A 26,135-nucleotide genomic window follows, 5' to 3' on the forward strand; every position below is an offset into this window, starting at 1 on the left:
CGACCTGTCACCGGCCCGGTGGCCGGTGACTTCAAAGTAGGAGAGCGGTATGGAGCTGCATGAGACCGAGGAGCGGCGAGCGCTGCGCAAGGCCGTGTCCGAGATCGCCAAGGACTTCGGGCACGACTACTACGTGGCCAAGTCGCTCGGCGGGGAAAAGAGCTCGGAACTCTGGCACGCCGTCGGGAAACAGGGGTTCCTCGGGGTCAACATCGCCGAGCAGTACGGCGGCGGTGGCGGCGGCATCTACGACATGCAGATCGTCGGTGAGGAACTGGCCGCGGCCGGCTGCCCGCTGCTGATGACGGTGGTGTCCCCCACCATCTGCGGCACGATCATCGAGGCTTTCGGCAGCGACGAACTCAAGTCGCGCTGGCTGCCGGGCATCGCCAGCGGCGAGGTCATCATGGCGTTCGCGATCACCGAGCCGGATGCGGGCTCGAACTCTCACAACATCTCCACCCACGCCAAGCGCGTCGGTGGGGATTGGGTGCTCAACGGCACCAAGTATTACATTTCCGGCGTCGACGAGGCGGAGGCCATCCTGGTCGTCACCCGCACCGCGACCGACGACCGCGGACGCGGACGGCTGAGCCTGCTCGTGGTCCCGACCGACGCGCCCGGGCTGACCAAAACCCTCATCCCGGTCCAAGCCGTGACGCCGGAGAAGCAGTTCACTCTGTTCTTCGACGACGTGCGAGTGCCGGCCGAGAACCTGATCGGTGCGGAGAACGACGGCCTGCGCCAGGTGTTCATGGGCCTCAACCCCGAACGCATCATGGGCGCCGCACTGGGCAACGGCATCGGCCGCTATGCGCTGGACAAGGCATCCGCCTATGCGCGCGAGCGCACGGTCTGGGACGTGCCGATCGGAGCCCACCAGGGCCTGTCGCACCCACTCGCGCACGCTAAAATCCAGCTGGAGCTGGCCCGACTGATGACTCAACGGGCGGCCTCACTGCACGACGCCGGAGACCCCGGCTCGGGCGAGGCATCGAACATGGCCAAATACGCTGCGGCCGAGGCCGGCATCCTGGCCCTCGACCAGGCGATCCAGACGCACGGCGGCAACGGGATGGCCACCGAGTACGGGCTGGCCACTCTCTGGGGCCCGGCACGGCTGATGCGCACCGCGCCGATCAGCCGCGAGATGATCCTCAACTACGTGGCACAGCACAGCCTCAACCTGCCCCGCTCATACTGAGCATCCTTCATCCGTTCGTGTCCGCTTCGGTCTACAAGACGGACGGTGGTGATCGGTCGCCCGCCGGGGCCGGGTCCTGCCTTAACGAGCATTTGTCAACCAAAACTGCCGAGGAGGCAAATCAACATGGATCGCGGTATCGGTCAGTGGGTCACCAAACGGGCCTTCCTCAACGGGCAGCGCACGGCGTTCGTCTGCGGTGACACCAGCTTCACGTACTCCGACTTCGATCGGCGCACCAACCAGGTCGCTTCGAACCTGTTGCGTCTCGGCGTCCGCAAGGGGGACCGGGTGGCCATACTGCTGGTGAACTCGGTCGAGTTCATGGAGGTCCTCCTCGGCTGCGCGAAGATCAGCGCCATCACCATCCCGATCAACGTCCGACTCGCAGGCCCGGAGATCGGCTACATCCTCGCCGACGCCGGCGCCGACGTGTTCGTGTTCCACGAGCCGCTAGCAGCGGCGGCGGTCAGCGCGCTGGCCGAGCCGGGGGTCCGGGTCCGCCACACGGTCCGCGCCGGGGGCGCCCCGGCCGACGGTGAGATCGCCTACCCAGACCTCCTCTCCGACGGTGCGCCCGCGCCACTCGACAGCGACGTCGAGGGCCGCGACGCCGCGTTCATCATGTACACCTCGGGCACCACCGGCCGCCCGAAGGGCGCCATCCTCACCCACGACAACCTACTGTGGAACGCCATCAACGTGCTGGGCGCCGAACAAGGCCTGACCGGCAGTGACGTGACTGTCGCAGTCGCCCCTATGTTCCACATCGGCGGGCTCGGGGTACATACGTTGCCGTTGCTCTACGTCGGCGGGACCAGCGTGATCCTGCCGTCGTTCGACCCGGTGGGCACGCTCAAGGCGATGGCCGAAAGCCGTGCCACCGTCCAGTTCATGGTGCCGGCGATGTGGTCAGCGCTGACTCAGGTGCCCGACTTCGACTCCTACGACCTCTCCGCGCTGCGTCTGGCCATGGGCGGCGGCGCGCCGATGCCGCTGACCGTCATCGACTTCATGCAGCAACGCGGCGTCCCCTTCACCGAGGGATTCGGGATGACCGAGACTGCACCCATGGTCTCGGTCTTGGATGCCGCCAACATCACGACGCGGGCCGGATCAATCGGCCGGGTCGCTATGCACGTCGATGCCCGCATCGTGGACGCCGACGACCGGGACGTCCCGATCGACACCGTCGGCGAACTCCTGGTGCGCGGACCCAACGTGTTCGTCGGGTACTGGATGAAGCCGGCGACCACCGCCGAGGCCTTCAGGGGCGGCTGGTTCCACACCGGCGACCTCGGCCGGATCGACGCCGACGGCTACATCACGCTGGTCGACCGCAAGAAGGACATGATCATCTCGGGCGGGGAGAATGTCTACCCGATCGAGGTCGAGCAGGTGCTGTTCCGCCACCCCGGTGTGCTCGACGCGGCGGTAGTCGGCGGTCCCGACGAGAAGTGGGGTGAACGCGTCGTCGCCGTGGTGATGGCCGACCCCGCCGCCGAACAGGAACCCGGCGCCGACGAACTGATCGCCTGGTGCCGCGAGCGGCTGGCGCATTTCAAGTGTCCGCGCGAAGTGCACCTCATTGCCGAGCTGCCCCGCAACGCCACCGGCAAGCTCCTCAAGACCGAGCTGCGCAAGCGATTCACCGGCGTCGAGGGCGGCGTCGTCCAGCGCTGAGGCACGACACCGGAGGCGGAGCGCGGGTTTGGGAAGTGTTGTCGCGACGAGTAGCCACGGTCACGCTGCAAATAGCTGAAGATGTTATTTATCGCTAACGTTTAGAGGCGCAGGTTGGGACCTGTCGGCCGAGACAACCGGGAGGTATACGACATCCGGCAAATGTTGCGGGTGGGTCTTGCCATGCGCTCGCCTGTCACCTTGCGCGATAGGTGCTTGAGCGTCCCTGACGCCGATGAGCTTCCGCGAAAGGGGTGCTTCAGTGTCGTACGGCGGCGACCGACCACTCCACCCGATCAGCCTTCCCGCAGTAGAGCCCCGTGGCAGCGTCGAAACATGAATCGAACTCGGACCACGAGGCCCGAGACATCTGGATCGCCGTCGGTCACCACACCCATCCGTCCGACATCATCGGTGTTACTACGCTGCGAGGATTACCGCGGTCGACTGCGGCCAAGCCCACGCTCTGGCGTGGCGCACCCAGCTGAGATCCACCGTCACCGATTACGCGTTGATTCACGCATCGGTTTCTCGGACAGTTTTCGTTCATCACCGCGCGGGTGTCAGCCGAATCGGCAGGTACGTGGTGCCCCGAAGTGAGCTGTTGGTTGACCAGGTGGCCGAACCGGCCGCTGCGATGGCCGAGGCTTGGGAAGTGAGTTCGCGGAGCACCGCCTGGCCCTCCATGCGACTGAGGGTTGCTCCGATGCACATGTGAACGCCGTAGCCGAATGCGATGTGGTTGCGCGGATTTCGGTCAGCGCGGTAGGTATCGGGATCCTCGAAGACCTCAGGGTCGCGATTGGCCGCGCCGAATGCCAACAAGAGGCGCGACCCGCTCGGGATAGTCACCTCACCGACCCTGTAGTCGGTGCGAGTGTAGCGGTACAGGTTTTGGATGGGCGTCGAGTACCGCAGCTGTTCCTCTACAGCGCTGGGGATCAGGTCGGGATCGTCTCGGATCATGGCGAACTGATCGGGGGCGTGGGCAAGAGTGTCGAACATCCCGCCGATGAGGTTGGTGGTGGTTTCATTCCCAGCGAATAACAGTAGCATCGCGATGAAGAAGAGCTCGTCGTCGGAGAGCTTGCCGTCCTCGTTGTTATCGACGAGCCGACCCAGTACGGTATCTGACCCCTTGAGCTTGCCCGAGGCCAACTGATCCTTGAAGTACCGGCGCAGTGCCGCGATCGCCCGAACCCCCTTGAACCCCTGCCGCAGCCCGGCGGGGCTCACGCCGGCATTGATGACGCCGACACCGTCTTCGGACCATGATCGAAAGTTCTGGACATCTTCGGGCGGAATCCCGATTATGTGCGCGATCATTCGGATGGGCAAAGGCACGGCGAGGTGCGCCATCACGTCGCAACCGGGGTTGGCGACGACGTCGGCGACGAGTTCTTTGGCGAGTTGGTCTGCCATCCCCTGCCAGTCGCTCATCGCTCCCTTGGTGAATCCGGGTTGAACCTGTTTGCGAAGCCGAATGTGGTCATCGCCGTCGGTGAGCACCAAGATCGGTGCCGAGATCTTCATTCGGGTGACGCCCTGGCTACTTGTGACGGCCTCGGTGTCGCGTAGGGCTGCTCGGATGTCTTCGTGTCGGCCCAGAATGAAGGTCGCACGTTTGGGGTTGTAGTGCACCCGCCCTCCGGCGTGCAGCGCGCGATAGGCGTCGAATGGCTGCGCCGCGGTCGCTGGATCGAGTGGATCGTAATCGGTGTTTACCGCGCCGGTCCATCCTGCATAGCCACGGCGCCGGACGCGCACGGCCGCAGCGATGTTCATTCCGATGGCCCCCACCACCGGTTTCCCGATTTGCCGCACCGCGCTATCCGAGCGCAATCTACTCACCGGTAGTCCCCGCTAACGTCGCCGGACGGTTTGTGCCTGAGCGCGCTGCGCAGTAAGTCATGGAATCAAGACTGGCCAACGGCGATCCACCGCGTCAATTGTGCGGCAACAGTTGATGGGAAATCGTCTGCCCTCGGCGGGTCTGGATTATCACTATAGAGCTGTGAAATGCTAATACTGCGGTTGGGAGAGTCTATTGATTCTCATACCGAGAAATCTCCCAAGCCGACCACGGGTGTCGAACATCGGAAGGCCTTGGAAGTGACAGGCAACGACTGGCTACTCGAGCAGCCCAGAGCGGCCGCCGCGACTGAAAGGATTCTCCAGGCGGCCGCGAGTTTGATCGGACGCCGAGGCTTCGATGATTTCTCCATCCACGAACTCGCCGCGTCGGTCCACTGTTCGCCGGCAACGATCTACCGTCACGCGGGTGGGAAAGCCGCGATTTGCGAAGCGGTCGTGGTGAGGCTGTCGTCGCGCATCGTAAACGCCGTGGACGACACAATCTGCGATTTGACAGGGCATGAGCGGATCGTCGTCGCCGTCAGCGTGGCCCTACACCACCTCCGCACGGAACACATTGTCCAACAACTGCTTCGGTCATCCAATCCGAAGACCCGGCGATGGATCGAGACCTCGCCGATCGTCACCGGCATCGCGACAAGCATGATCGGCTCAGATCGTCACGACGAGGCCGCCGCCCAGTGGTTCGTGCGCGCAGTGCTTGCGCTGTGGCACTGGCCGGAAAGCGTTCCTGGCACAGAACGTGAGATCATTGAGCGGTTCCTCGGGCCAGCTTTGAGCGCCTAAAGAGCGTGCCACTGAGCCCAGCAAGGCCTTCGCCTTCGTCTCCCCAAGCCGATCTCATTGTCGATGTTGACGACGGTTGAAAACCCGGCCAGTTGCGACGTTGATAGAACTCATCCCGGAACTACCTCCTCACCTTTTGACCGGAAATGACAGCGGGCCCTGCTGGAGGTGTGGAAGTAGAAGCTCATCTTCGTCGGTCTGGCCGTTGCCGGTCTGGCGTTGTCAGTATTTTTCGATTGGCATCGAGGCCTTCGTACCCGCGGATGTGCAACCCGCCCGAGGAATGCGTTCACGGAAGTGGTTCGTGAGGCCATGACAACCTGACGTCCGGGCCGCGGCCATCGCAGGGCCCTGAAAGACACTCAGTCCGACGAGTCGTTCAGCGTGCGGTCGAGAAAATCTGCGACTGCCAAGGTGAAAGCGTCGTTGTCGTCGCCCGCAACCATATGACCCGTACCCGAAACGTCGACAGCCTCGGCGTGCGGTACGACTTCGAGGAACTCCTCGACCGACTTCTGCGACGTCACGTCGGACTGAACGCCGCGAACGAGAAGCGTTGGTGCTCGCACGCGGCGGGCCCCTTCGATGAGAAGTTCGCTTATGGCGCCGAATTGTTCGGCACCAGTTGCTGGGTCGCCCTGCAGGAACTCGAAGTTGGAAGCTATGAACGCCGGGTCCCATCGCCAGATCCACCGACCGTCATCGCGCTGCTGCAAGACCTTTCGGAGGCCGTCCAAATTCTTGGGCCGAGCGCGATGCTTGTTGTACTCGGCAATGACGTCCGCTGCCGCGTCGAGCGTGTCGAATCCGTCGGGGTGGGCGCCCATGAACGACACGACGCGGCGTGCTCCGTGAAACTCCATTCGCGGAGTTATGTCGACCAGTACGACGGCTCCCCACAGATCGGCGGGCGCCACCAGATGCGTTCCCAACACCGTCATGCCGCCCAAGGATGCGCCAACGACCGCCGGCGGGCGGCCATCGCTGGCATATCGGCGAATGGATAGGAGGTCGGATGCGAGTCGGTCGAGATCGTATCGGCCATCGGGGTCCCACTCGCTGTCGCCGTGACCGCGAGCGTCGTAAGCGACGACGGTATACCCGCGCGCGTGTAAGCGACGCGCCGTAGTCGCCCAGGCGTGGCGGTTCTGCCCTCCGCCGTGCAGCAATATGACGACTGCACGGGCGGATTCGTGTCGGTAGACATCGGCGGCAAGGTCGGTTCCGTCTTCGTTCCGGACACGCTCGAACGTAGGGGTCATTTGGTGTGCTCGATGGTCATCTTGGGCTGCGTCTCGTTCCACGACCCGATCACGAGGCGCTCTGGCCGACGACGGTCACTGTTCCCTGTGCGGCGCATACTGGGCGCCCCATGTTAGTGATGTCGATCCTGGCGACGCCGCTACGCTTACCCAGCGCGATGATGTCGGTGACCGCAACGCAGACTCCACTGGACACCGGACGCAGGAGGTTCAGTTTGAATTCGGTTGTGGCGACCCAGGACCCAGTAGGGATGACCGGATAGAACACCACGCCCAAGCAGTGGTCCACCATCGCTGACAGACATCCGCCATGCAGAGTGCCGAAGGGAGTCAACAAATCGGCTCGGGCGTCCATTTCCACTACCAGTCTCCCGGCGGAGAACTCGATGTGGCGGAAGTCCAAGTACTTGGCGAGCCCTCCCGAGGTTCCTCCCGCTTGCTGGAGCTCCTCGGCTATTTGCATGTTGAACTGGGGGAAGTCCATGGTCAGCGCCTCGTTTCGTTCAGCGATACCGATGCCATCGTTGAGACACTACTCCGCAGTTGTCGCAGTAATGCAACTGTGAGTGTCGGCCATTAGCGCGGGAAGCAGGAATCGGCGCAAGAAAGCGTCGATTCCTTCGGGGCTGCGGTGCCGGGGGCCGCGAACCGAGAGCAAGCTGAGGATGATGCGCAGAATCCATTCGGCGGCGTCATCGACCGAAACGCCGGCTTCGAGTTGATGCCAATGTGCGGCGAACACGGGTCGCAGAAACTCGGCGACGAGTTCGAACAGCGCCACCGACGTTCCCTCGGCCAGTCCCACGCCGGCGAGTTCATCGTCGCTGGCGAAGAGCATGCCGATTATCGGTTCGCGGCGTGCCGCGCGCACCGTGACTGCAACGAAGTCCAATATGGCAGAGCCCAAGTCGGTGTGCGCCAAGATCCGTCCGCTGGTGCGGTGCAGGTAGCGTTCCGCTGCGCGGACGATGACACCGGATACGACGGATTCGCGACTCGCGAAGTAGCGATAGACCGTGGCGCGCGATACGCCCGCTTGCCTGGCGATATCCTCCATCGTGGTGCCCGACAGCCCCTTGCCTTGCAGGCACGTTTCGGCGGCGTCGAGTAGGCGATCGCGCGCCATATCGCGGTTTCGCCCAGGAGTCGCGTCGCCCCGCCGCAACGATCTCTTCGTCACGGGTACGAGTATGCCCTGTCGAGGGACTCGCTCTGTCGAACACCCGCGGTTGTCGCATGGAAACGGATGTGACAATATCGCAGTCGTGTCGCATAGAAGACCTCGACGATGAGCGTGATCTGACCGTTGGCCATCCCACCACGCACTCCGGTTGTCGTCGGCGTCGGTGAACTCACACATCGCGGTGAAGGCACCGTCGATCCCATCGATTTGGCCGCCGAGGCCGCGCGTCGAGCACTGCATGATGCTTCGGCCGCGATCGGGCATCGCATCGATACCGTGGCGACGCCCGGAATCTTGATGATCCCACGCGACGACCCCGCGTCGAGGATTGCCGAAGCGACTGGGCTGACGCCGAATCATCGCATCAGTTGTCCGGTCGGCGGCAACACCCCCCAGTATCTGGTCGAGGTCCTCGGCCGCCGCATTTGGCGCGGCGTCAGCGACGCGGCTCTGATCGTCGGAGCGGAAAGCGGCGCGTCAGCACGCAAAGTCGCATCCGGTAGCGCGCTTTTGGAGCCCAAACCCATCGCAGCACAGGACGAGTCACTCGGTGACACCCGCCCGGGACTGAGCGAAGCCGAGATGGGCGCCGGGTTACATTGGCCGCACGAGGTGTACCCGATCTTCGAATCCGCGATCGCGGCCCGATCAGGCCGCACATTCGACGAACAGCGCCGCTGGCTGGGTGACTTGATGGCTCCGTTCACGGTTGAGGCGTCCCGACATCCCGAGCAGGCCTGGTTTCCGCGTGCCCGTAGCGCAGACGAGCTCAGCACGGTCTCCCCGGCTAACCGGATGGTGTGCGAGCCGTATCCGAAGCTGCTCAACAGCATCATCGCCGTGGATATGGCTGCCGCTTTCGTGATCATGGCCGCCGAAGTCGCCGAGGAACTCGGAGTGCCCAGTGATCGTTGGGTCTTCCCGTGGTCGTCGGCCACATGCAACGACGTGTATTTCCCGGTTCAGCGGCCTGATCTGGGTCGTTCCGCCGGAATAAGGGCCGCCGGCAAGGCGATATTGGCGGCCAGTGGACTTCACATCGACGACATCAGATGGTTTGATTTCTACTCTTGCTTTCCTTCCGCGGTCGAGGCGGCGATCGACGCCTTGGATCTCGCCCCGGCGGATGACCGCGGGTTCACGGTGACCGGCGGACTGCCCTACCACGGAGGGCCGGGTAACAACTATGTCAGCCATTCGATCGTCGAGATGGTGCGACGCTGCAGGAGCGACCCGGACGCCGTCGGGCTCGTGTCCGGACTGGGCTGGTACATCACAAAGCACTCGCTGGGTCTGTGGTCGGCGACCCCACCGCCAACGGGATGGCAGACTCCGGACATGGCCGATGCGCAGTCTGCGATCGACGGTACCTCCCTGCCGGTCGCTTCTCCCGCCGACGCATCCGGAGAGGCGACCATAGATGGATACACCGTCGTGCACGACCGTGACCAAGGCCCCTCCTGGGTGCCCATTTTCGCGCGCATGACCGACGGCCGCCGCGTCGCGGCGCGCAGTGACGATGCCGAGGTGGCGGTGGCAATGTCACGAGACATGTGCGTCGGACACCAAGTCGCCGTGCGGCAGGCGGACGGACACGTCGAATTCGAACTGTCGTGAACGCCGACGCGCTCGTGCTGACCAAGCCGCGCACCCTTGAACGGCGGCATCTTCCGGTGCCGCGCATCGACGACGAGTCCGGTCTCCTGCGGATCGAGGCGTGCGGGCTCTGCGGAACCGACCACGAGCAGTTCAGCGGACACCTGCCGACAGGGTTCGCCTTCATCCCCGGACACGAGATCATCGGCGTCATCGAGGGAATCGGTGACGCCGCGCGCGAGCGTTGGGGCGTCTCGGCGGGTCAGCGAGTCGCCGTCGAGGTGTTCCGATCGTGTCGGGAGTGCGACTCGTGCGGCCGCGGCGAGTATCGCAGGTGCTCGAGCAACGGCCTCGCCACCATGTTCGGCTTCGTCGACGTGAACATCCCGCCCGGCCTGTGGGGAGGCTACGCAACCCACCTGCATCTGCCGTTCGATTCCATGTTGTTGCCGGTCCCGGACGGACTCGACCCGATCGTCGCGACGTTGTTCAATCCGCTTGGCGCAGGGATCAAATGGGCTGCCATGTTGCCCAAGACAAGCCCGGGCGACGTCGTCGCGGTCCTCGGACCAGGGATCCGCGGGATTTGTGCTGCCGTAGCCGCCAAGGAGGCCGGAGCGGCATTCGTCGCGATGACCGGGGTCGGCCCTCGCGACCGAACTCGGCTAGCCGCAGCCCACCAGTTCGGCGTGGACCTGACCATCGACGTCACCGAAGACGACCCGGCGCAGGCCCTGCAAAAGGCGACCGGCCGGCTCGCAGATGTCGTCGTCGACGTCACCGCGAAGGCGCCAGCCGCATTCGCGGACGCCGTCGCACTCGCGCAGCCCGGCGGACGCGTGGTGGTCGCGGGCACACGCGGCGGCGGAGGAGCGCCGGGCTTCGAGCCAGACCTGCTCGTATTCAAAGAACTACGCATCTTCGGTTCGTTGGGGGTCGACTACCCCGCCTACCAAAGCGCCATCGAGCTGCTGGTCTCTAGGCGTTGGCCCTTCGAAGAATTGCACCGCGAGATCACCGGTTTCGCCGGCCTGCCCGGGCTGCTCGACCTTCTGGCCGGCAACGAGCCGGACCGGGTTCCCGCTCTGCACAACGTCTTTGTGCCGATCGCCTGACAGCGCCAACTAGCGCCCAACCGGAAGGATCCACCGTGAGCAGCCAAAGCCGGGTTGACATGCTTGCCCTGCCAGATGCCCGCGAGCGCGCCGCTCAATGCGGGATTCCGGACGCCATGGCTGAACTGTCTGTTTTCAGGATCGCGCTTCATCAGCCCCCTGTGGCCGTCGCATTGCATGGAATGCTGGAGGCGTTGCTGTGGAAAGGCGCGCTGGATGCGCGTCTACGGGAGCTGATCATCATGCGAATCGGCTGGGTCACTGATTCGGTCTATGAATGGACGCAACACTGGAGGGTTGCCCGCTTGCTCGATGTGCCCGAACGCGACCTGCTCGCGGTGCGCGACTGGCAGAACGCCGGCCACTTCGGCGAAGCCGAGCGGGCGGTACTGGCGGCGACAGACGAGACGTTGCGTGACGGCACCATCTCGGATGAAACCTGGGCTGAGTGTCACCGCGCGTTGCAGGGGGACCCGGCCGTCCTCGTCGAACTCGTCGCCGCGATCGGGAATTGGAGATTGTTCTCAGCGCTGCTGCGGTCCTTGCACGTGCCGCTAGAAGACGGCCTCGAAGCATGGCCCCCTGACGGAGTTCGACCCTCCGTTGACTGAACGGTGATCGGCTCGCCATGTCGACTCCGTGCTATGACTCTGCCCCTAGCACCTGTTGGTCAGGATCTGACGATGTCGAACGGTCGGGCGGTTGCATGCAGACGGCGATTCCACCACCGAGGATTGCGCCGGGCCTGAAGACTGAGCCGGCGGAATTCCATCCGCTGCAGTCGAAGGAGAACTGGGACACCCACCAGCGGGACGATCGCACCACGGACCGCACCTCGGCGACCATTCTCCAGCAATCCGGCTACAGCACTGAGTCCCAAAATATAGAGGATAACGTTGTAAGGCAACAGGATTGGGCCGCATAGTCCTTCGCACTCGGACAGGCTTGGCACACCAAATCTCCAGCGCTTCGGCCAGTGTATGAAGTGAGCCAACACGGTCGTCAGGAACAGGCCGTTCACAACACCGAGGACAGCCTCGTGACGCTTATCGGCACGTTCCGCCATGCGAAGTACTACTGCGGTGCTCATGCCCCAACCCGTCGCTGCCGGCACCGGACCAATCACCGACGCGAACGGCATCGCAACTCCGGACAGCAATTCGTAGAAGACATGCGCGCCCGCTGACACGGCGCCAACTTGTGTCCAGATCTGCCGAGACGTCTTCGGACGCTGACGGGACGGCGGTAATGGCCCTTCCGCCCCGCATCAGCGGAATGCCTGAACGCGTGATGCGGCCACGGCGCAACGCACTTTCGTCGTGAAGAGGTCGTTCCATATGGCGGCTTTCACCACAAAAGTACTTGTCGACTACACATTACTCCGTAGCTGTTGGCCGCCATCGGCGTCGAAGAGTTCCTTGGTCCAACGTTCGAGGATTTCTGCGCTATCCCAGTCGTCGGGATGGAACCCGGCGTGGGTGTAGGAACGGAAGCGCTCAATCGCTGCTCGGCTGAACAGCGGGTTATGACGGAAGGCTCGAAGGCTGCGCAGCAACCGCACCGGGTTGTAGGCGGCACGATCGCCGGCCAGAGAGCGGGTGGTCTGGATGACCAACTCGGTGAACAATAGGAGACTGGCGATCCGCATTCCCCAGACCCTGGTGCGTTCGCTTCCACCGACCGTCTCGTAGACATCGAAAGCGACGGCCTTGTGCTCGCATTCCTCCAGTGCGTGCCAAAGCAGAATCGGCCGCACCTCGGTGTAGCCGATCAGTTCTTGAGCTTCGTCGCTGGTGAGAATGATCTCGGCGAATGTCGCCGTGTAGTGCTCGAGGGCTGCCGTCACAGCCAGGCGCATCTTGGGAGAAAAACGCTTCTCGAGTCGGCCAACCAACTTCTTGATATGCCGATCGATCCCCTCGGTGGGATAGCCCATCGCTTGAAGGCGATCGTTGAGCAGCCGATGCTGGTGCCGGTGGGTGGCCTCTTGAGCGATGAATCCCTTGACCGCCTCCTTCAGGTCAGCGTCGCTGATGTGGTCCCGGTACTCGCGGACTGACCGGATGAAGAAGTCTTCGCCTTCGGGGAACGTGGCCGACAAAGTGGACACAAAGTGGCTCATCACCAAGTCGCCATCGACGAAGTGCTGCCGACTGGTCCCAGCAGGCATGTCGAATCGGACACGGCGGGGCTTCGGGACGACCCGCGTGGTGGGCCGTGTGGACGAATCGTCGCTCATGTTGTTCTCCTGTTGTCATGGGCACTGGTTATCTGACTTTACGCCTAGTCAGAATTAGATGGCAAGCTATGCGTTGTGCGATCGGTGCGGGTGTACAGCGGGATGTCCGCCGAGGAGCGTCACCGGAACAGGCGCACGCGTCTCATCGAGGCCGCGATGGAGTTGATCGGCACGCACGGCGTTGCCGCCGCCACGGTGACTGCCGTATGCGCTGAGTCCGGTGTGACGTCACGTTACTTCTATCAGCATTTCCCTGACAGAGACGCCCTCTTGCGAGCTGTCTACCAGCAGCTCTACGCAACCTTCCAGGAGGTGATAGTTAACGCGATCCTTGATGCCGGCGCCCCACCCGAGGTGCTCGCGTACGCGCCGATCCGCGGGCTGGTCAGCATGATCGAAAACGATCCTCGACTGGGTCGGATCTTGTTCGTGGAATCTGCAACGGAGCCGCTGCTTCGGGAGTTACGCAGCGACATGATGACCGGTTTCACCGACCTCGTATTGCGTGAGGCCAGACTTCACCTTGACATCGCCGACTCCGCAGTGGGCGTTGCCCATTTGGCCTCGACATTGGGCGTGGGTGGGTTATTCGAAGTCTTGCGCCGCTGGCTCGACGGAGAACTCGAGTTCACCACCGATGAACTCGTTCAGCACTGCGCAGGTTTCCTGGGCAGCCTCGGCAGCTATGTGCTGCTGCAGAACGCAGTCGAGTCGGCCACGACCAAAGCTAAACCTCAGAGTTAGCTTCTGGCGCCTCCCGGCCGCGCTTCGCGAATGTCGAGGTGCCTCCGCTTGCTTCATTCCGGACTGAACACGTGAACGCCGCTGTACAACATTAGAGGCCAGCGTCGTCGACCAAATAACGTTCGGCGAGCGTCTCGGCAAGCCGACTCGTGTGCTCCACGATCTCCCCCTGGATGTTGTCAAGCAAACCTGCATGCCATGCGGTGATCAATTCGACGAAGCCACCAACGGCCACCAGTGTGTCCATCCGAAGGGCGGTTTCATCGGCTTCCGGCCTCAGGTGTGGCTCACTGGCTGCGATCATCAGGTGTGTCGCCTCCTGCAGTGCGACAGCGCGCCGATCCTGAAGCGGGGAACTGCCCACGTGTTGAGCCAGTAGAATTTTCGCCCTGCCCGGATCCTCTGCAATCCGGTCGACCACCGCGGCGATGGTCACGCGGATGGTCTCCATCGGCGGCTGCCCGATGCTTTCTGCGAGCGTCGCAGAAACCTCACCGAGCATCTCGTTGCGCACGCCGTCCCATGCAGCGACAAGTAACTCGTCGCGGGTCTTGAAGTCTTCGTAGAAGTAACGGTCGTTCAGGCCGGTTTTGGCGCACACTCCTCTCATCGTGACTGCTGCCCAACCGCTCTCACTCCAGATTTCCGTCGCGGCATCAATGAGGCGCTGACGGCGCTCCGCCCGGCGTTCAGCACCGGTACGCCCGCCCCATCTCTTCGACCGCGTCCGCACATGTCCACCCTGGCAACCCACAGTAGGTCGCAACAATCTGGTGGCATCCGCCCCCAGTGGTGGCGCGTGCCACCTTAGGACTTCGCGGACTACAGCGATTGACGATCAGAACGCTCGGACTTCGAGTTCTCAGAGACGTGGCAGCGGCTGTCGTCATTCCTGCCCCCAGCAGTGATCGTGCGGCATTGGCGAGGGTGGCGGTAGGAGGCGCCCTGCACGCCGTGCAGGTATTCGTGGCCGACTGGCCCGCTGCAATCCCGTGGGGAGTCGACTCATGACGCTCTTGAGCGAGGCCACCCCCGGCGCCTACGACGAGGTCACCACTTGCACTACGTGCGGTAGCGTACCGATACCGGCAGTATCGCTACCAGTGGAGGCCAAGTGACCGACGGCAGTGCAGATGCCCCAAGCCAGGCCAAGCGGCCTGGTCGGCGCGCCAACGGATCCACCGACCCGGCCGACACTCGCGAGTACAGCGAACGGTTGGCGACCCTGGCCCGGTTCACCCTCCGACACAAAGCGCTCGTCATTGGGGTATGGCTGGGCGCCGCGGTGGTTCTCGCGCTGCTGTTCCCACAGCTGGAAACCGTGGTTCGCCAACAGTCGGTGGACCTCATTCCTCGCGACGCCCCGTCCTTGCAGACGGTTGACCGCATGAGCGCCGCGTTCGGCGAAGAAGGCTCGAAAACCATGGTGTTCGTCGCCATGGAAGACCCCACTGGCTTGACTCCAACTGCACGGCAGCGCTACGGCGAACTCGTGCGCCGGTTGCAGGCCGAGGGCGACCACGTCCTGCTGGTGCAGGACCTGCTGGCCGATCCGATTACCGAAGCTCAGGCAGTCAGCGCCGACCGCAAAGCCTGGTATCTGCCCGTCGGTGTCACCGGCACCCTCGGAGACCCCACGGCAGCCGAATCCTTGAACGCGGTGCGCGACATCGCCGCGGAGGTGTTCACCGGATCGACCACGACCGTCCAAGTGACGGGACCACCGGCGACCTTCAGCGACATGATCGCCTCCGCCGAGCACGACCTGCTGCTGATCTCAATCGCTACCGCCGGCGTGATCGCCCTGATCTTGCTGATCGTCTACCGGTCAGTGTTCACCGCGCTGTTGCCACTGCTGGTAATTGGGTTGAGCCTGGCGGTTGGGCGCGGCGTGCTATCCGCCCTCGGCGAGATGGGCATGCCGGTCTCCCAGTTCACCGTCGCATTCATGACGGCGATCCTGCTCGGCGCCGGAACTGATTACACAGTTTTTCTGATCAGCCGGTACCACGAGCAGCGCCGCGCCCAAGTACCCGCCGATCAGGCGATCATCCACGCCACCGCCAGCATCGGGCGCGTCATCCTGGCGTCCGCCGCCACCGTGGCACTCGCGTTCTTGGCCATGGTCTTCGCGCGGCTCAGCGTCTTCGCCGCCCTGGGCCCCGCGTGTGCCATCGCCGTGCTGTTCGGATTTCTGGCGACCGTCACCCTGCTGCCACCCGTGCTGTCGCTAGCCGCCAAACGCGGCATCGGTGAACCCAAATCCGATCGCACCCGCCGCTACTGGAACAGCGTCGCCGTCGCCGTGGTCCGCCGTCCGGTGCCACTGCTGATCGTCAGCCTGGCCATCCTGCTCGCCCTATCGGCAGCCGCTGCGACCATCAAAATCAGCTACGACGACCGCAAGGGACAACCAGACACCACGGCCAGCAACCAGGGCTACCAACTTCTGGACCGCCACTTCCGCAAGGACGTCGTCATCAACGAGTTCCTCGTCGTAGAGAACCCGACCGACATGCGGACCGGGAGGGGGCTGGCCGATCTCGACGAGATGGCCTCTCGCGTCTCCCAGATCCCTGGCGTCACCAGGGTCTCCGGAGCCACCCGCCCCACCGGGGAGCGCCTCGACCAAGCCGAACTGGCCTGGCAGAACGGCCAGATCGGCGACAAAATGGCCGGCGCGGTCGCCGAGGGCAACTCACGCAAAGACGACCTCGCCAAACTCACCGGCGGCGCCGACCAGCTCGCCGACGGCCTCGCCCAACTCGATGGCACAGTGCGCACCGCCCTCGCGCCACTGGCCGGAATCCTCACCCAAGCTCAATCCGCGGGAACTCAGGTCGACCAGTTCCGCCCACTGCTGCAACAACTTTCCGCCACTGCCCCCGCCGTCGACCAAGCCATCCAATCCGGCCCAGGACTGCGACCGCTGGCCAACCAGGCGCAGAACGCGATCACCCAGCTCGATCCACTCGTGGGCGCGCTCAACACCTCACCGTGGTGTGCCGCCACCCCGCAGTGCGCCCAAATTCGTGACCAGGTGAAGATTTTGGTCAGCCTGCGCGACAGCGGATTCTTCGACCAGATCGCCGACCTCGGGGACCGCTACGATCCCGCGACCAATGCCACCGTTGGTGGCACCCTCGCCAACGCCCAGAACGCAGTCGCCTCGCTGGACAAGGCATTCGGAGCCCTGGGTGATCCCGACGACCTGGCCACCAATCTCCGCCGACTACAGGAGGGAATCGGACAGCTGGCCTCCGGCGCTCAAGCACTCGCGACCGGTGTCCGCACCCTGGCCGACAGCAACATCGAAATGCTGTCCGGCATGAGCCAGATCGCCACCCAACTACAGAATTCCTCACGCGCAGCGGCGGACTCCGACTCCTCGAGCGGTTTCTACTTGCCCGCTAATGCATTCGAGAACCGGCAATTCACCGACGTTGCCAAGCAATTCCTCTCACCGGACGGCAAGACCGCGCGGTTCATGATCGAAAGCAGCCACGACCCCTACAGCGTCGAAGCCATGGAGCTCGCCAGCCGCATCACCGACACCGCCAACACCGCACGACCCAACACGTCGCTCGCCGACGCCACCGTATCCGTCGCCGGCTTCCCCGCCGTCAACTCCGATATCCAACGATTCCTATGGGCCGACTTCGCACAACTGGCCGTCGCCACCATAATCATCGTCGGCGTCATCCTGGTCCTACTGCTGCGCGCACTCCTGGCACCGCTCTACCTACTAGGCACCGTCGTGCTCAACTACCTCGCTTCGCTCGGCATCGGCGTTGTGGTATTCCAATGGGGACTGGGCTACGAAATCGCTTGGCCCGTACCATTACTGGCATTCATCATCCTCGTCGCCGTCGGCGCCGACTACAACATGCTGCTCGTCTCACGGCTCCGCGAAGAATCCGGGACCAACATCCGCGTCGGCGTCCTGCGCACCGTGGCAAACACCGGAGCCGTCATCACCTCAGCTGGCCTGATATTCGCCGCCAGCATGTTCGGCCTCATCGTCGGCTCAGTCGCCATCATGATCCAAGCCGGCCTCATCATCGGCTTCGGATTGCTGCTCGACACCTTCCTCGTGCGCACCCTCACCGTGCCCGCCATCGCCACACTGTTACGCGAAGCCAGCTGGTGGCCCACCAAAGCAACAGCCCCGCGACGTGGAGACCCCAAGCAGAAAGCATGAACGACGAGACTCACACTGACCCCGGATCGGTAGGAACGAGCACCGAGACGTCGAAATCCGCCATCAACAGCGACGACAGTTCCAACCGTGACTCGTAGATCACATGGTTGTCCTCGGTGGCGGCCCAATAGCAACACGAGTAATGACGCTGCCCTTTGTACCAAAAAAACGTACGCCACGGAATCGCGCCGAGCAGTGCTGCCTCCGACACCTCGGCCGCCGCGAAACGCTCAATTTCACCGTTTGCGAGAGGCAGATCGATGATCGCCGTCGTGATATCCACCTCTACGGAACCGGGCATTTTCCAGTGTTGCGGGGTCAGTCCGTCTGTCGACGACTGCTCAGGGGCCGTGGCTGCGATAGCTGCACCGTCCCACGCCAACATTTGATTGCTCCGCCACCAGGGCGTTCAAGCAGCCTGCGCCTCGAAGCCGGGGACAAAGCAAGAGGCAACAAGGATTCCGGCCGCACAGCCCTGCCTCGCCGCCGCACTCGCAGGCTCAAAAGCCATACGATTGCCATACAGATGGCGGATCCGCCAACTCCCGCCATCTCAAATGGCAAGCCGCCATCGAGAATGGCAATTTACCAAGAACGGCGGCACACTGTAGGTTGCCAAACTTCCCGTCATATGGCGATGGCCCTGCTTGCGGGTGGCCTGTCTTGCCACTGAGAGGACCATGACGAGCATCTCGGTGAACGCATTTGCTGGCGTTCCCGCGTTTTGAGCTACCATTAACGGGATGAACTTTGTCATGTCATCGATGTGAACACCGTTGCGGTCCACCCTTTTGACTGGAGCTGCGTGATCGTCGATTTCAACTGTTCGAATTCGGTGGCGGCGAACATGTTCGAATCTCTTCGTCCGAATCGGAACCCGACGCAGTTCGCTCGGCGAACTCGCGTGGGAGGTTCCGATTGTTGGCGTCGATGGACGATGCACTCTTTTCGCTGGGCGTACACGAAGTCGCAGATCTTTTTGTTCTGCCCTTTCTTTGCCCAAGCGGCTTTCATTGCGGGATGATCGATGATCTCCGCGCCACCAAAACCGGGTCTCGCGCTGGGCGATTCTTGCGAGTACCTCTCCGACGCGGTGTTCGAAGATGTCGTTCATGGCGGCCTTGAAGCGTGAAGCCCTTCCCGTGTCGAATGCCTTAACCGCGTCGCGAAGCTTCAAAGCCAGAGGTCGCCGAATACCCGCTGTACGGCGTACTGCAGCCTGAGCATGACGAAGCTGCGTCGCTAAGTTCCACGAACGGCGTGTTCCGCAGCGTGTAGCGCATCCAAGTCTTTGAGATCTCGCTTGTTCGTTCGGCGACGATCTCGCCTCGAAGCGCTCCCAGAGGGACAGTGCACGTCTCGACGAAGAGGTCGACGACCTTCCCATTCGGTACAGTGTCCACCAGCGCATCTCGAGTGAAGCTGACACCGCCACCACCACGAACCTGTGCCCACAATGCCCAGCCGAACGCTAGAAAGTCGTCGAGATCGACGCCGTAGGTCGCCGCAAACAGGTCGGCGGGCCCACCACCAAGACCCTGTACTGTCCCCGCTCCGGTTCGCGGGCTCCAACCGCGGCGCCACGTTTCGTCGGCAGAACCTGCCCCAGGAAGGCCTGGTATCTCGTTGGCGCGGTCCTGGTGCTCCTCGGCCTCGTCGGGGTTGCGGTGGGGCCCCCGGGTTCTATCCGCCGCCGCCGGGCAAGCGCCCGCCGCCACGACCAGTGCCGCAAGGGCGATCACCGTCGCCACCGTCACCAGGGTCAGCGTCGCCCCCACCACCGCTCCCCCGCACATCGTCAACACCACCGTGTACCGCAGCTTCTCCCGCTCACCGGTGCCACCGGCCAGTCTGCTGTCGAAGCCGAGCCCGACGATCGTCGACGTCAGCACCGTGGTGCTGAGTTCCTGGATACCGAACAGCCGGGCGGTGGCGTTCTGGCTGCCGAACACCACCCCGAGGCCGGCGATCAGGACGAGTTTCCCGCCGTCGTGATACTCGAGGACACCGGCCCGGCGAGCACCGAGAGAATGAGCAGAGCAACGACTTCCACGCCGAGCGCCACCGTCAGCCAGCGACGCACCGCACTGTCGAGGTGACGCGCCAGCCGGCCACCGACGACGGTGCCCGCCACGAAGCTCACGAACGCCACGATCGCCGCGGTCAGGTCCACCCCGGAATCGGGGACGAACCAGAAGCCCAGGAAGATGACGTTCCCGGTCATGTTGGCGACGAACACATGGCCGAGCACCAGGACGCTGACCGCGTCGACCAGTCCGGTGGCGAACGTCAACAACAGGAGCGCGGCGACCGTCGCCCGCTGCGAGACAGGTGACGCGACGGCCATGACGCCCAACCTCTGTCGGGCTAGATCTGAGGTGTCAGATCCAGCTTGGTGACGGCGTTCATCCGGGTGATCATCCAGTGCGCATCCTGGCGCTCCAGGGTGAGCCGGTAGGACAGGTACCGCAGCGAGGGGATGTTCTTGCTCACCGGACTCGTCGACACCGAGTTGGTGTACACGAGCGCGGTCGCCTCCGTCGGGGTCAGCGTCTCCACCGCCGCGCCCATCACCTCGGTGGTGTTGGTGACCTGCGCCTGCTTGTTGGTGGCCACGATGGCGTCGATGTAGCGGCGGTACTCCGACGCGAATTCACCTGTGAGGTAACGCGACGACCGGTCCGGCAACGTCTCCATGTCGTCCGGCGTGTAGGTCCACAGCGTGGTGACCGCCTCGGTCGCGGTGCGGGCGATGTCGACCTTGACGTCCACCGACGCACGGTCGGCCAGATAGGGCTGCAGCTGCGATGCCGCGAAGGCCGTGGCGCCGACGAACAGTACGCCGGCTGCGGCGGCCGCCGCGATCAGCCGCCGCCCGGCCGGCCGGTGCGGCGCCAGGATCGGTTCAGGCTCGGGTTCCTCGAGTGCCTCGTCCGCATCGCCGGCCGCTGCCTCGTCGGCGAACTCGTCAGCGTCCTCGTCACGCTCCTCGTCAGCGTCGTCGTCGGACACACCGGCGGCCTCCTCGGCGGCCTTCTCGTCCGGCTCGACGGGGTCGACCGGGTTCGTGGCGGCCGGTTCGCCGGTCACGACGGCCGGTTCGGCCGGCGGCGCGTCGGGCTCGGCGGCCACCCGCGTGCGCCGCGACTTCCCGACCGGCGTGCGCGGCACGGCGGTATCTTCGGATTCCGTTGTCTCGACGACAGTTTCGTCGCTGGACGGGTCCGTCTTGCGGCCACGGCCGAACGGCCACCACCGTCGTCGTCCTGCGGGCCCGGTGTCCGCCACGGTCTGCGTGCCGGTGTCGACGTCGCCGTCCCGGTCGGGATCCGTGGTCAGATCACCTGGATCAGGTTGCTGATCTTCCACTCTTGTCCTTCCTGGGATGCGGTCGCCACCCACCGGCTGCCGCTCTCGATCGTGGACTTGCCGTCCGGCGACTTGGTGCTGATCTTGGTGGCCACGAGGACGTCGGCGCTGCCGTCGGTGTTCCAGCGTTGCACGCCGGCCTCCAGCACCGTGCCCGTCGTCGGTTCACCGCGGGCGACCTGGATGACGATCTCGTTGAGCTTCTCGCGGAACGTCTTGGCGAACTCGCCGGTGCCCTGGGCAAGGATGCGGTCCGCGTAGGCGTTGGCGTTGAACGGATCGAGCGTCGTGTACGACGTCATGAAGCTGCGCACGTAGCCGAGCGCCGCGGCGTCATCGGTCTGCGCGCGGTGGCTCCGCTCATGGCTGACCAGCATCAGCGTGCTCGCCGTGATCGCGGTCGCGACGAGGAGCGTGGCGATCGCCGCCACGATCGGCAGCCCCCACCGGATCGGCGGCTTCGGTTCGATGCGGAAGAAGTAGTCGGGCTCCCCCGACTCCACCCTGCGCCGGGGGCTCACTGGGTGGCCCCGTTGATGAGTGGCCGTTTGAGCACCGCGAGGTTGGACACCCGCCACTGGTCGCCGGACTTCTCGAAGTCGACCCGCAGGGTGGCGGTGATGAACTTCAGGTCCTTCGGGTCGGTGCCCCGCTGGCCCTGCATCGCGAGCAGCATCGCCGCCCGGTCCTTGGTCACGCCGGGCAGCACCGCGCTGCTGACGGCCCAGTACTCGTTGGTGCTGGCACCGGACTTCTTTGCCGCATCCTGCTGCTCGGTGAGCTGCGCGCGGTACGAGTCGGTGGCCAGGCCCTGCGCCCTGGCGAAGTCGTCGGCCATGGTGTCCAGGCCGTAGCTCAGCATCTGCTCGACGATCCGCGGGCCCTGCTCGGCGATCTGCTGGTGCGCCTGGTCGACGGCCCGCTCCTGGCGGTACACCACGAGGTAGCTCAGTCCGACGGCGAGTGCGCAGACCACCACGGCGGCCAGCAGCACCTTGCCCGCGGTGCGGCGGACGTCGCGTTCGGGGCGATCGGACACCCGGACCTCGGTGCCCGTCAGCAGGTCGGCGAAGGTGCGGTTCCTGCCGTCCCACAGCGGCCACAACCAGCCGACCAGCAGTGCGGCCGTGTCCAGCAGGTGCGCGAGGTCGCGCACCAGCAGCCGCCACACCCCCGCGGCGGTCCCGTCCCGGCGTACGACGCGGATACCTGCCACCGCGCGCCCGACCGACCAACCCGTCGTCGCGGGCAGCAGCCAGCGGTTGGCCATCGTCGCCAGCACCGCCGCGGCTCCGGCGACGGTGAATACCCAGAACAGCCATCCCGTCTCGAGTGCGGTGAACGCGCACAGCGCCATCGTCGCCGCCACCGCGACCCCCGGCAGCACGTCCAGCGCGATCGCCGCCGCCCGCGCCTGCCACGACGCCGGCCGGCCGTCGGGAGTGCCGGCGGCGGTCGCTTCGTGCGGTGGGGCGTCGAGGACAGCCGTCACGATGCGACCGTGTCGAGCTTGGCCACCTTGTACGTGCCGTCGTCGGGGGCCATCTGCACACGCAGCCGGTAACCCTGCTCCTGATCGGAGGCCTCTGAGTTGGTCACCTTGGTCCGCACCGCGACGAGCACGTTGATCGAACCGTCGTCGTTGTGCTTCTCCACCGCGGCCCGGATGTCGGACACCTGCACTGCAACGTTCGCCGCCCGGTAGGCGTCGACGAGCATCCCGCCGTAGAGGCCCGCCTGCACGGCGAAGTCACCGGTCGAGCACTCCAGGATCTTCGCCTGACTTGCGCTCATCGCGGCGGCGTCGGGCGCATGGGTGGCCGCCACGCACTCCTTGGCCGACTGCAGCGCGATGGCCTCGTTGCGCGCCAGCGTCTGGCTCTCGTCGTTCGACCGAAGCGTGAGGTATCCGCCGACGCCCGCGCCGACCGCGAGCACCACCAGCGTCGCGCAGATCCCGCCCACCCAGCCGCGGCCGAGCCGCGTCGGGCGACGATCATCCACGGGAGTGGGCGGTGCCGTTTCCACATCGACGGCTCCCTGCTCAGGGCCGTCCGCGGTGGTGTCTTCGTTGGGTTCTTCGGTTGTCGTCTCGGTTGATACTGCTAACGACTGTTCCGGCGTTTGGTCAGCATCGGTGGGGTTCAGCTGGCGGGTGCCAGCATCTCCTTCCATCCGTCGTCTCCTGGGTTATTCGAGTTGCTGACGTTGTACCTGACGCCGTCAGGTCCGACCACCTCACCGCTGGACGGGTTGTACACCGCGGCACCGGGAGGTCCTGCTGCCGGAGTGTAGACGCAGGGGTTGGGCTGCTGTCCACTGCACTCGACGCGCCCCTGTCCGGGCGGGCTGATCGGATCGCTGATCGGCGCAGGTGGCGACGGCAGTTGGTCGGCGGGCAGCGGGTTCATGCCGTTGTTGATCGACGGCGCCGGGATGACGCCGGGGCGGCCCGGATGCACGGGCTGGTCGCATCGAGCGGCAGGCGCCGGGCAGCTGAGGATCTGGTTCGGGTCGCCGTACCACGGGTTGGTGCCCAGCGGCACGTACGGTTCGTCGCTGCGGCACTCCCGAGGCGTCGCGGCTCGCTTGCCCGGGACGTCGGCACACGGATAATTACGTGCGCCACGAACGGCGTTGGCCTGGAAGTCCTTCGGGATCTTGCAGTACGTGCCCGACGGCAGCGGCGCTGTCGACGTGTCGGCAGGCGATCGCCACTCCGAAGCCGGCAGGAAGCCGGTCAGACACCCCGGTGGCTGGTTGATCGACAGGCCGAAGTGCAGCAGGGCCTCACCCTCGAGGATGGTGCCTGCCTGGGCAATCGCCGCGCCCTGAGGCAGCACCACCAGCCCCTGCTCCAGGCCTTTGTTGTAGCGCTTGAGCATGTCGATGACGACGGCGAGGTTCGCGAGCGTCTGCGGCAGGGACTCGCGGACGTCGCCGAACACCGACTCGAGCTGCTGGGCGGTCGGCGCCGCCTGCTGCAGGCCGCTGCGCAGCGCCGCGTCCTGCTCAGCCGACTGCGCGGCCAGAGTGTTCAGGTTGCGCGACCACTGGGCGATGTTGTCTCGGGACTGCGCCTGGCTCTCCAGGATCGGCGCCGAGTTGGCGATGATGTCGTTCACCGGGTCGAGGTTGTCCTTGAAGCCCTGGGCGATGTTCGTCGTCGAGTCGACCAACCGTTGCAGCGCCGGGCCGAGTCCACCGACCGCCTCCGACGTCTCCGTCAGCAGCGAGTCGATCTTCTCTTTGGGCAGCACCTGAAGGCCGTTGTTCGCGGCGTCCAGGGCGGGGCCGACCTCACTGGGAACCGTGCTGTCGGTGATGGTCTGACCGTCGGCGAAGAACTGGTTCGACTCCCCTGCGGGCACCAGGTCCAGGTACTGCTCGCCGATCGCCGAGACCGAGTGCACGTTGGCCACTGTGTCGCGCGGGATTTTGTACCGGTTGTCGATGCTCATCGTCGCCCTGGCGCCGTCCTCGGTGGGCTCGACGGCGGTCACCTTGCCGATCGTGGTGCCGCGGTAGGTGACGTTCGCCGTCGAGTACAGCCCGCCCGACCGTGGCAGGTCGGCGTGCAGCGTGTACTGCCCGATGCCGGCCAGGCTCGGAATGCGCAGGTAATACCAGCCCAACGCCACCAATGCGAGCAGCGTCAGGATGGCGAAGAGCACCAACTGGATCTTGATGAAGCGAGTTAGCACAGCTCACTCACCCCTTTCGACCAGTGGTCCGTTCGGCGCGTTGTGCGCGTTCGGCGTGAACCGCACATCCGGGATCATCGTCGCCGGGTCGCGGCCCCATGACTGCTCGAGTGCGCGCAGCATGCCCGATACACCCGTACCCGTGAGGAAGCCGTTGTCGACCGCCGACAGCGTCAGGTCGACCAGCAGCGACACGTTGATGTAGTCACCGCGCACCACCTTCGGAACGTTGTCGATGCTGAACGGCGCGGTGAGCATCAGCTTCAGCGCTCCGATCAGGTACGGAGCCGACTTGGCGAGCTGCTTGAGCGGCCGCTGCAGGTTGTTCAGGTTGGTGTTCAGCGGATCACTGGCCTGACCGAGGTACGTGTCGGCCGCGCTGCTGATCCGGCCGACCGCCTGCACGGCGTCGGCGAACAGGTCCCTGGTGTCCGCGAAGTGCTGGATGAGCGGCGGGAACTCGGTGAGCACCCGGTCCAGCGTCTCGTTGCGGCTCGCGACGATGTTCAACAGCCGGTTGGTCGAGTCGATCGCCCTCGTCAGGTCCTCGCGCTGCTGGTTCAGCTCGTCGGTGAACACGTCGAGCCGGTTGAGGAACTCACGGATCTGATCGCCGCGACCGGTCAACACATTGTTGATCTCGGTCTGGATCACCTCGAGGTTCGGGATACCGCCGCCGGTGAGGATGTTGCCGATGCTGGCCAGCACGCGCTCGGTGGTGGGGAACGCCGAGGCGTTGCGGAGCTCGATGGTGTCGCCGCTGCGCAGCTCACCCTGCGGGTCCTCCGGCGCTGCCAGCTCCACGTGCTGCGAACCCAGCAGGCTGGTCTGGCCGATCTTCGCCGTCGCGTTGCGTGGAAGCTTGACGTCGGACTGGACCTTCAGCGTCAGCGTCGCGACCCAGTTCTTCAGCTCGATCGCCTGCACGCTGCCGACGTAGACGTCGGCCACCCGGACGCGACTGTTCACGTTGAGCGCCAGGGTGTCCGGCATCTGCACGTAGATCGTCATGCTGTCCCCGCTGGAGCCGGGACCACTGGGCAGCGGCACATTGGCGATGCCCTTCCACGACCCGCAGGACGTGAGCACCACAGCCGCGACGGCCAGCGCAGCCGTGCGGAATGCGACGCGGCGGGCCGAAACGGACCGACCCGGGAATCGCATACTGCGCATC

General features: G+C 64.7%; 23 protein-coding genes and 1 pseudogene. 8 read left to right on the forward strand and 16 right to left on the reverse strand.

Features of this window, described 5'->3' with window-relative positions; translation table 11 throughout:
• Window positions 1-49: 49 nt before the first annotated feature.
• Together ACPCHZ_RS03625 and ACPCHZ_RS03630 are read left to right on the forward strand one after the other, a co-directional pair.
• On the forward strand, window positions 50-1,204 hold the full coding sequence (locus tag ACPCHZ_RS03625) for an acyl-CoA dehydrogenase family protein (RefSeq protein WP_423483481.1): 1,155 nt from the start codon (window positions 50-52) through the stop codon (window positions 1,202-1,204).
• A gap of 126 nt (window positions 1,205-1,330) precedes the next feature.
• Window positions 1,331-2,887, forward strand: coding sequence for an acyl-CoA synthetase (locus ACPCHZ_RS03630; protein ID WP_423483482.1), 1,557 nt, complete (start codon window positions 1,331-1,333; stop codon window positions 2,885-2,887).
• Window positions 2,888-3,436: 549 nt separating this feature from the next.
• Here the strand turns inward: ACPCHZ_RS03630 and ACPCHZ_RS03635 are convergent.
• Entirely contained in the window at window positions 3,437-4,738 is a 1,302-nt protein-coding gene (locus ACPCHZ_RS03635; RefSeq protein WP_423483483.1) for a cytochrome P450, read from the reverse strand.
• 261 nt (window positions 4,739-4,999) lie between these two features.
• Between ACPCHZ_RS03635 and ACPCHZ_RS03640 the strand changes: the two genes are divergently transcribed.
• A complete protein-coding gene (locus ACPCHZ_RS03640) occupies window positions 5,000-5,548 on the forward strand; it encodes a TetR/AcrR family transcriptional regulator (RefSeq protein ID WP_423483484.1) in 549 nt (182 codons plus the stop codon).
• 362 nt (window positions 5,549-5,910) lie between these two features.
• Here ACPCHZ_RS03640 and ACPCHZ_RS03645 read toward each other — a convergent pair whose 3' ends face one another.
• The 3 genes from ACPCHZ_RS03645 to ACPCHZ_RS03655 are packed head-to-tail and all read right to left on the reverse strand — an operon-like array spanning window position 5,911 to window position 7,936.
• On the reverse strand, window positions 5,911-6,810 hold the full coding sequence (locus ACPCHZ_RS03645) for an alpha/beta fold hydrolase (protein ID WP_423483485.1): 900 nt from the start codon (window positions 6,808-6,810) through the stop codon (window positions 5,911-5,913).
• A gap of 49 nt (window positions 6,811-6,859) precedes the next feature.
• A complete protein-coding gene (locus ACPCHZ_RS03650) occupies window positions 6,860-7,294 on the reverse strand; it encodes a PaaI family thioesterase (RefSeq protein WP_423483486.1) in 435 nt (144 codons plus the stop codon).
• A 48-nt stretch (window positions 7,295-7,342) separates the two neighbouring features.
• Complete coding sequence (locus ACPCHZ_RS03655) at window positions 7,343-7,936, reverse strand: TetR/AcrR family transcriptional regulator (protein ID WP_423483799.1); 594 nt, start codon at window positions 7,934-7,936, stop codon at window positions 7,343-7,345.
• Window positions 7,937-8,116: 180 nt separating this feature from the next.
• Here ACPCHZ_RS03655 and ACPCHZ_RS03660 point away from each other — a divergent pair, with 180 nt between their 5' ends.
• The 3 genes from ACPCHZ_RS03660 to ACPCHZ_RS03670 are packed head-to-tail and all read left to right on the forward strand — an operon-like array spanning window position 8,117 to window position 11,315.
• A complete protein-coding gene (locus tag ACPCHZ_RS03660; RefSeq protein WP_423483487.1) occupies window positions 8,117-9,610 on the forward strand; it encodes an acetyl-CoA acetyltransferase in 1,494 nt (497 codons plus the stop codon).
• Window positions 9,607-10,704, forward strand: coding sequence for a zinc-dependent alcohol dehydrogenase (locus tag ACPCHZ_RS03665; RefSeq protein WP_423483488.1), 1,098 nt, complete (start codon window positions 9,607-9,609; stop codon window positions 10,702-10,704). The genes ACPCHZ_RS03660 and ACPCHZ_RS03665 overlap by 4 nt, the downstream gene beginning before the upstream one ends.
• Before the next feature lie 35 nt (window positions 10,705-10,739).
• Window positions 10,740-11,315, forward strand: coding sequence for a carboxymuconolactone decarboxylase family protein (locus ACPCHZ_RS03670; protein ID WP_423483489.1), 576 nt, complete (start codon window positions 10,740-10,742; stop codon window positions 11,313-11,315).
• 59 nt (window positions 11,316-11,374) lie between these two features.
• On the opposite strand, the gene ACPCHZ_RS03675 is transcribed toward ACPCHZ_RS03670, so the two are convergent.
• Window positions 11,375-11,893 carry a hypothetical protein gene (locus ACPCHZ_RS03675; RefSeq protein ID WP_423483490.1) on the reverse strand — a complete coding sequence of 173 codons (519 nt, stop codon included), beginning with the start codon at window positions 11,891-11,893 and terminating at the stop codon, window positions 11,375-11,377.
• Between the two features lie 180 nt (window positions 11,894-12,073).
• On the reverse strand, window positions 12,074-12,943 hold the full coding sequence (locus ACPCHZ_RS03680) for a metal-dependent hydrolase (protein ID WP_105387184.1): 870 nt from the start codon (window positions 12,941-12,943) through the stop codon (window positions 12,074-12,076).
• 102 nt (window positions 12,944-13,045) lie between these two features.
• Here ACPCHZ_RS03680 and ACPCHZ_RS03685 point away from each other — a divergent pair, with 102 nt between their 5' ends.
• Window positions 13,046-13,687, forward strand: a complete 642-nt coding sequence (locus ACPCHZ_RS03685; protein WP_423483491.1) for a TetR/AcrR family transcriptional regulator — start codon at window positions 13,046-13,048, stop codon at window positions 13,685-13,687.
• A gap of 91 nt (window positions 13,688-13,778) precedes the next feature.
• Here the strand turns inward: ACPCHZ_RS03685 and ACPCHZ_RS03690 are convergent, their stop codons facing one another.
• The gene (locus ACPCHZ_RS03690) at window positions 13,779-14,420 is read right to left on the reverse strand and encodes a TetR/AcrR family transcriptional regulator (protein ID WP_423483492.1); all 642 of its coding nucleotides are present in this window, start codon (window positions 14,418-14,420) and stop codon (window positions 13,779-13,781) included.
• A gap of 381 nt (window positions 14,421-14,801) precedes the next feature.
• Here ACPCHZ_RS03690 and ACPCHZ_RS03695 point away from each other — a divergent pair, with 381 nt between their 5' ends.
• Complete coding sequence (locus tag ACPCHZ_RS03695) at window positions 14,802-17,888, forward strand: RND family transporter (RefSeq protein WP_423483493.1); 3,087 nt, start codon at window positions 14,802-14,804, stop codon at window positions 17,886-17,888.
• 10 nt (window positions 17,889-17,898) lie between these two features.
• Here the strand turns inward: ACPCHZ_RS03695 and ACPCHZ_RS03700 are convergent, their stop codons facing one another.
• From ACPCHZ_RS03700 to ACPCHZ_RS03740, 9 genes and pseudogenes are all read right to left on the reverse strand, one after another.
• Entirely contained in the window at window positions 17,899-18,273 is a 375-nt protein-coding gene (locus tag ACPCHZ_RS03700; protein WP_423483494.1) for a hypothetical protein, read from the reverse strand.
• Window positions 18,274-18,441: 168 nt separating this feature from the next.
• Entirely contained in the window at window positions 18,442-19,002 is a 561-nt protein-coding gene (locus tag ACPCHZ_RS03705) for a hypothetical protein (RefSeq protein ID WP_423483495.1), read from the reverse strand.
• Window positions 19,003-19,591: 589 nt separating this feature from the next.
• Window positions 19,592-20,235: pseudogene (locus ACPCHZ_RS03710) on the reverse strand (YoaK family protein); the annotation flags it as partial.
• Between the two features lie 20 nt (window positions 20,236-20,255).
• Entirely contained in the window at window positions 20,256-21,257 is a 1,002-nt protein-coding gene (locus ACPCHZ_RS03715) for a mammalian cell entry protein (RefSeq protein WP_423483496.1), read from the reverse strand.
• Entirely contained in the window at window positions 21,224-21,778 is a 555-nt protein-coding gene (locus ACPCHZ_RS03720; protein WP_423483497.1) for a mammalian cell entry protein, read from the reverse strand. The genes ACPCHZ_RS03715 and ACPCHZ_RS03720 overlap by 34 nt, the downstream gene beginning before the upstream one ends.
• Window positions 21,775-22,749, reverse strand: coding sequence for an RDD family protein (locus tag ACPCHZ_RS03725; protein ID WP_423483498.1), 975 nt, complete (start codon window positions 22,747-22,749; stop codon window positions 21,775-21,777). Before ACPCHZ_RS03725 ends, ACPCHZ_RS03720 begins: the two co-directional genes overlap by 4 nt.
• Window positions 22,746-23,432, reverse strand: coding sequence for a hypothetical protein (locus ACPCHZ_RS03730; protein ID WP_423483499.1), 687 nt, complete (start codon window positions 23,430-23,432; stop codon window positions 22,746-22,748). Before ACPCHZ_RS03730 ends, ACPCHZ_RS03725 begins: the two co-directional genes overlap by 4 nt.
• Complete coding sequence (locus ACPCHZ_RS03735; protein WP_423483500.1) at window positions 23,402-24,961, reverse strand: MCE family protein; 1,560 nt, start codon at window positions 24,959-24,961, stop codon at window positions 23,402-23,404. Before ACPCHZ_RS03735 ends, ACPCHZ_RS03730 begins: the two co-directional genes overlap by 31 nt.
• A gap of 3 nt (window positions 24,962-24,964) precedes the next feature.
• Window positions 24,965-26,125, reverse strand: a complete 1,161-nt coding sequence (locus tag ACPCHZ_RS03740; protein WP_423483501.1) for a virulence factor Mce family protein — start codon at window positions 26,123-26,125, stop codon at window positions 24,965-24,967.
• Window positions 26,126-26,135: the final 10 nt, after the last annotated feature.

Source organism: Mycobacterium sp. NPDC050041 (assembly GCF_049541695.1).
Classification (GTDB): Bacteria; Actinomycetota; Actinomycetes; order Mycobacteriales; family Mycobacteriaceae; genus Mycobacterium.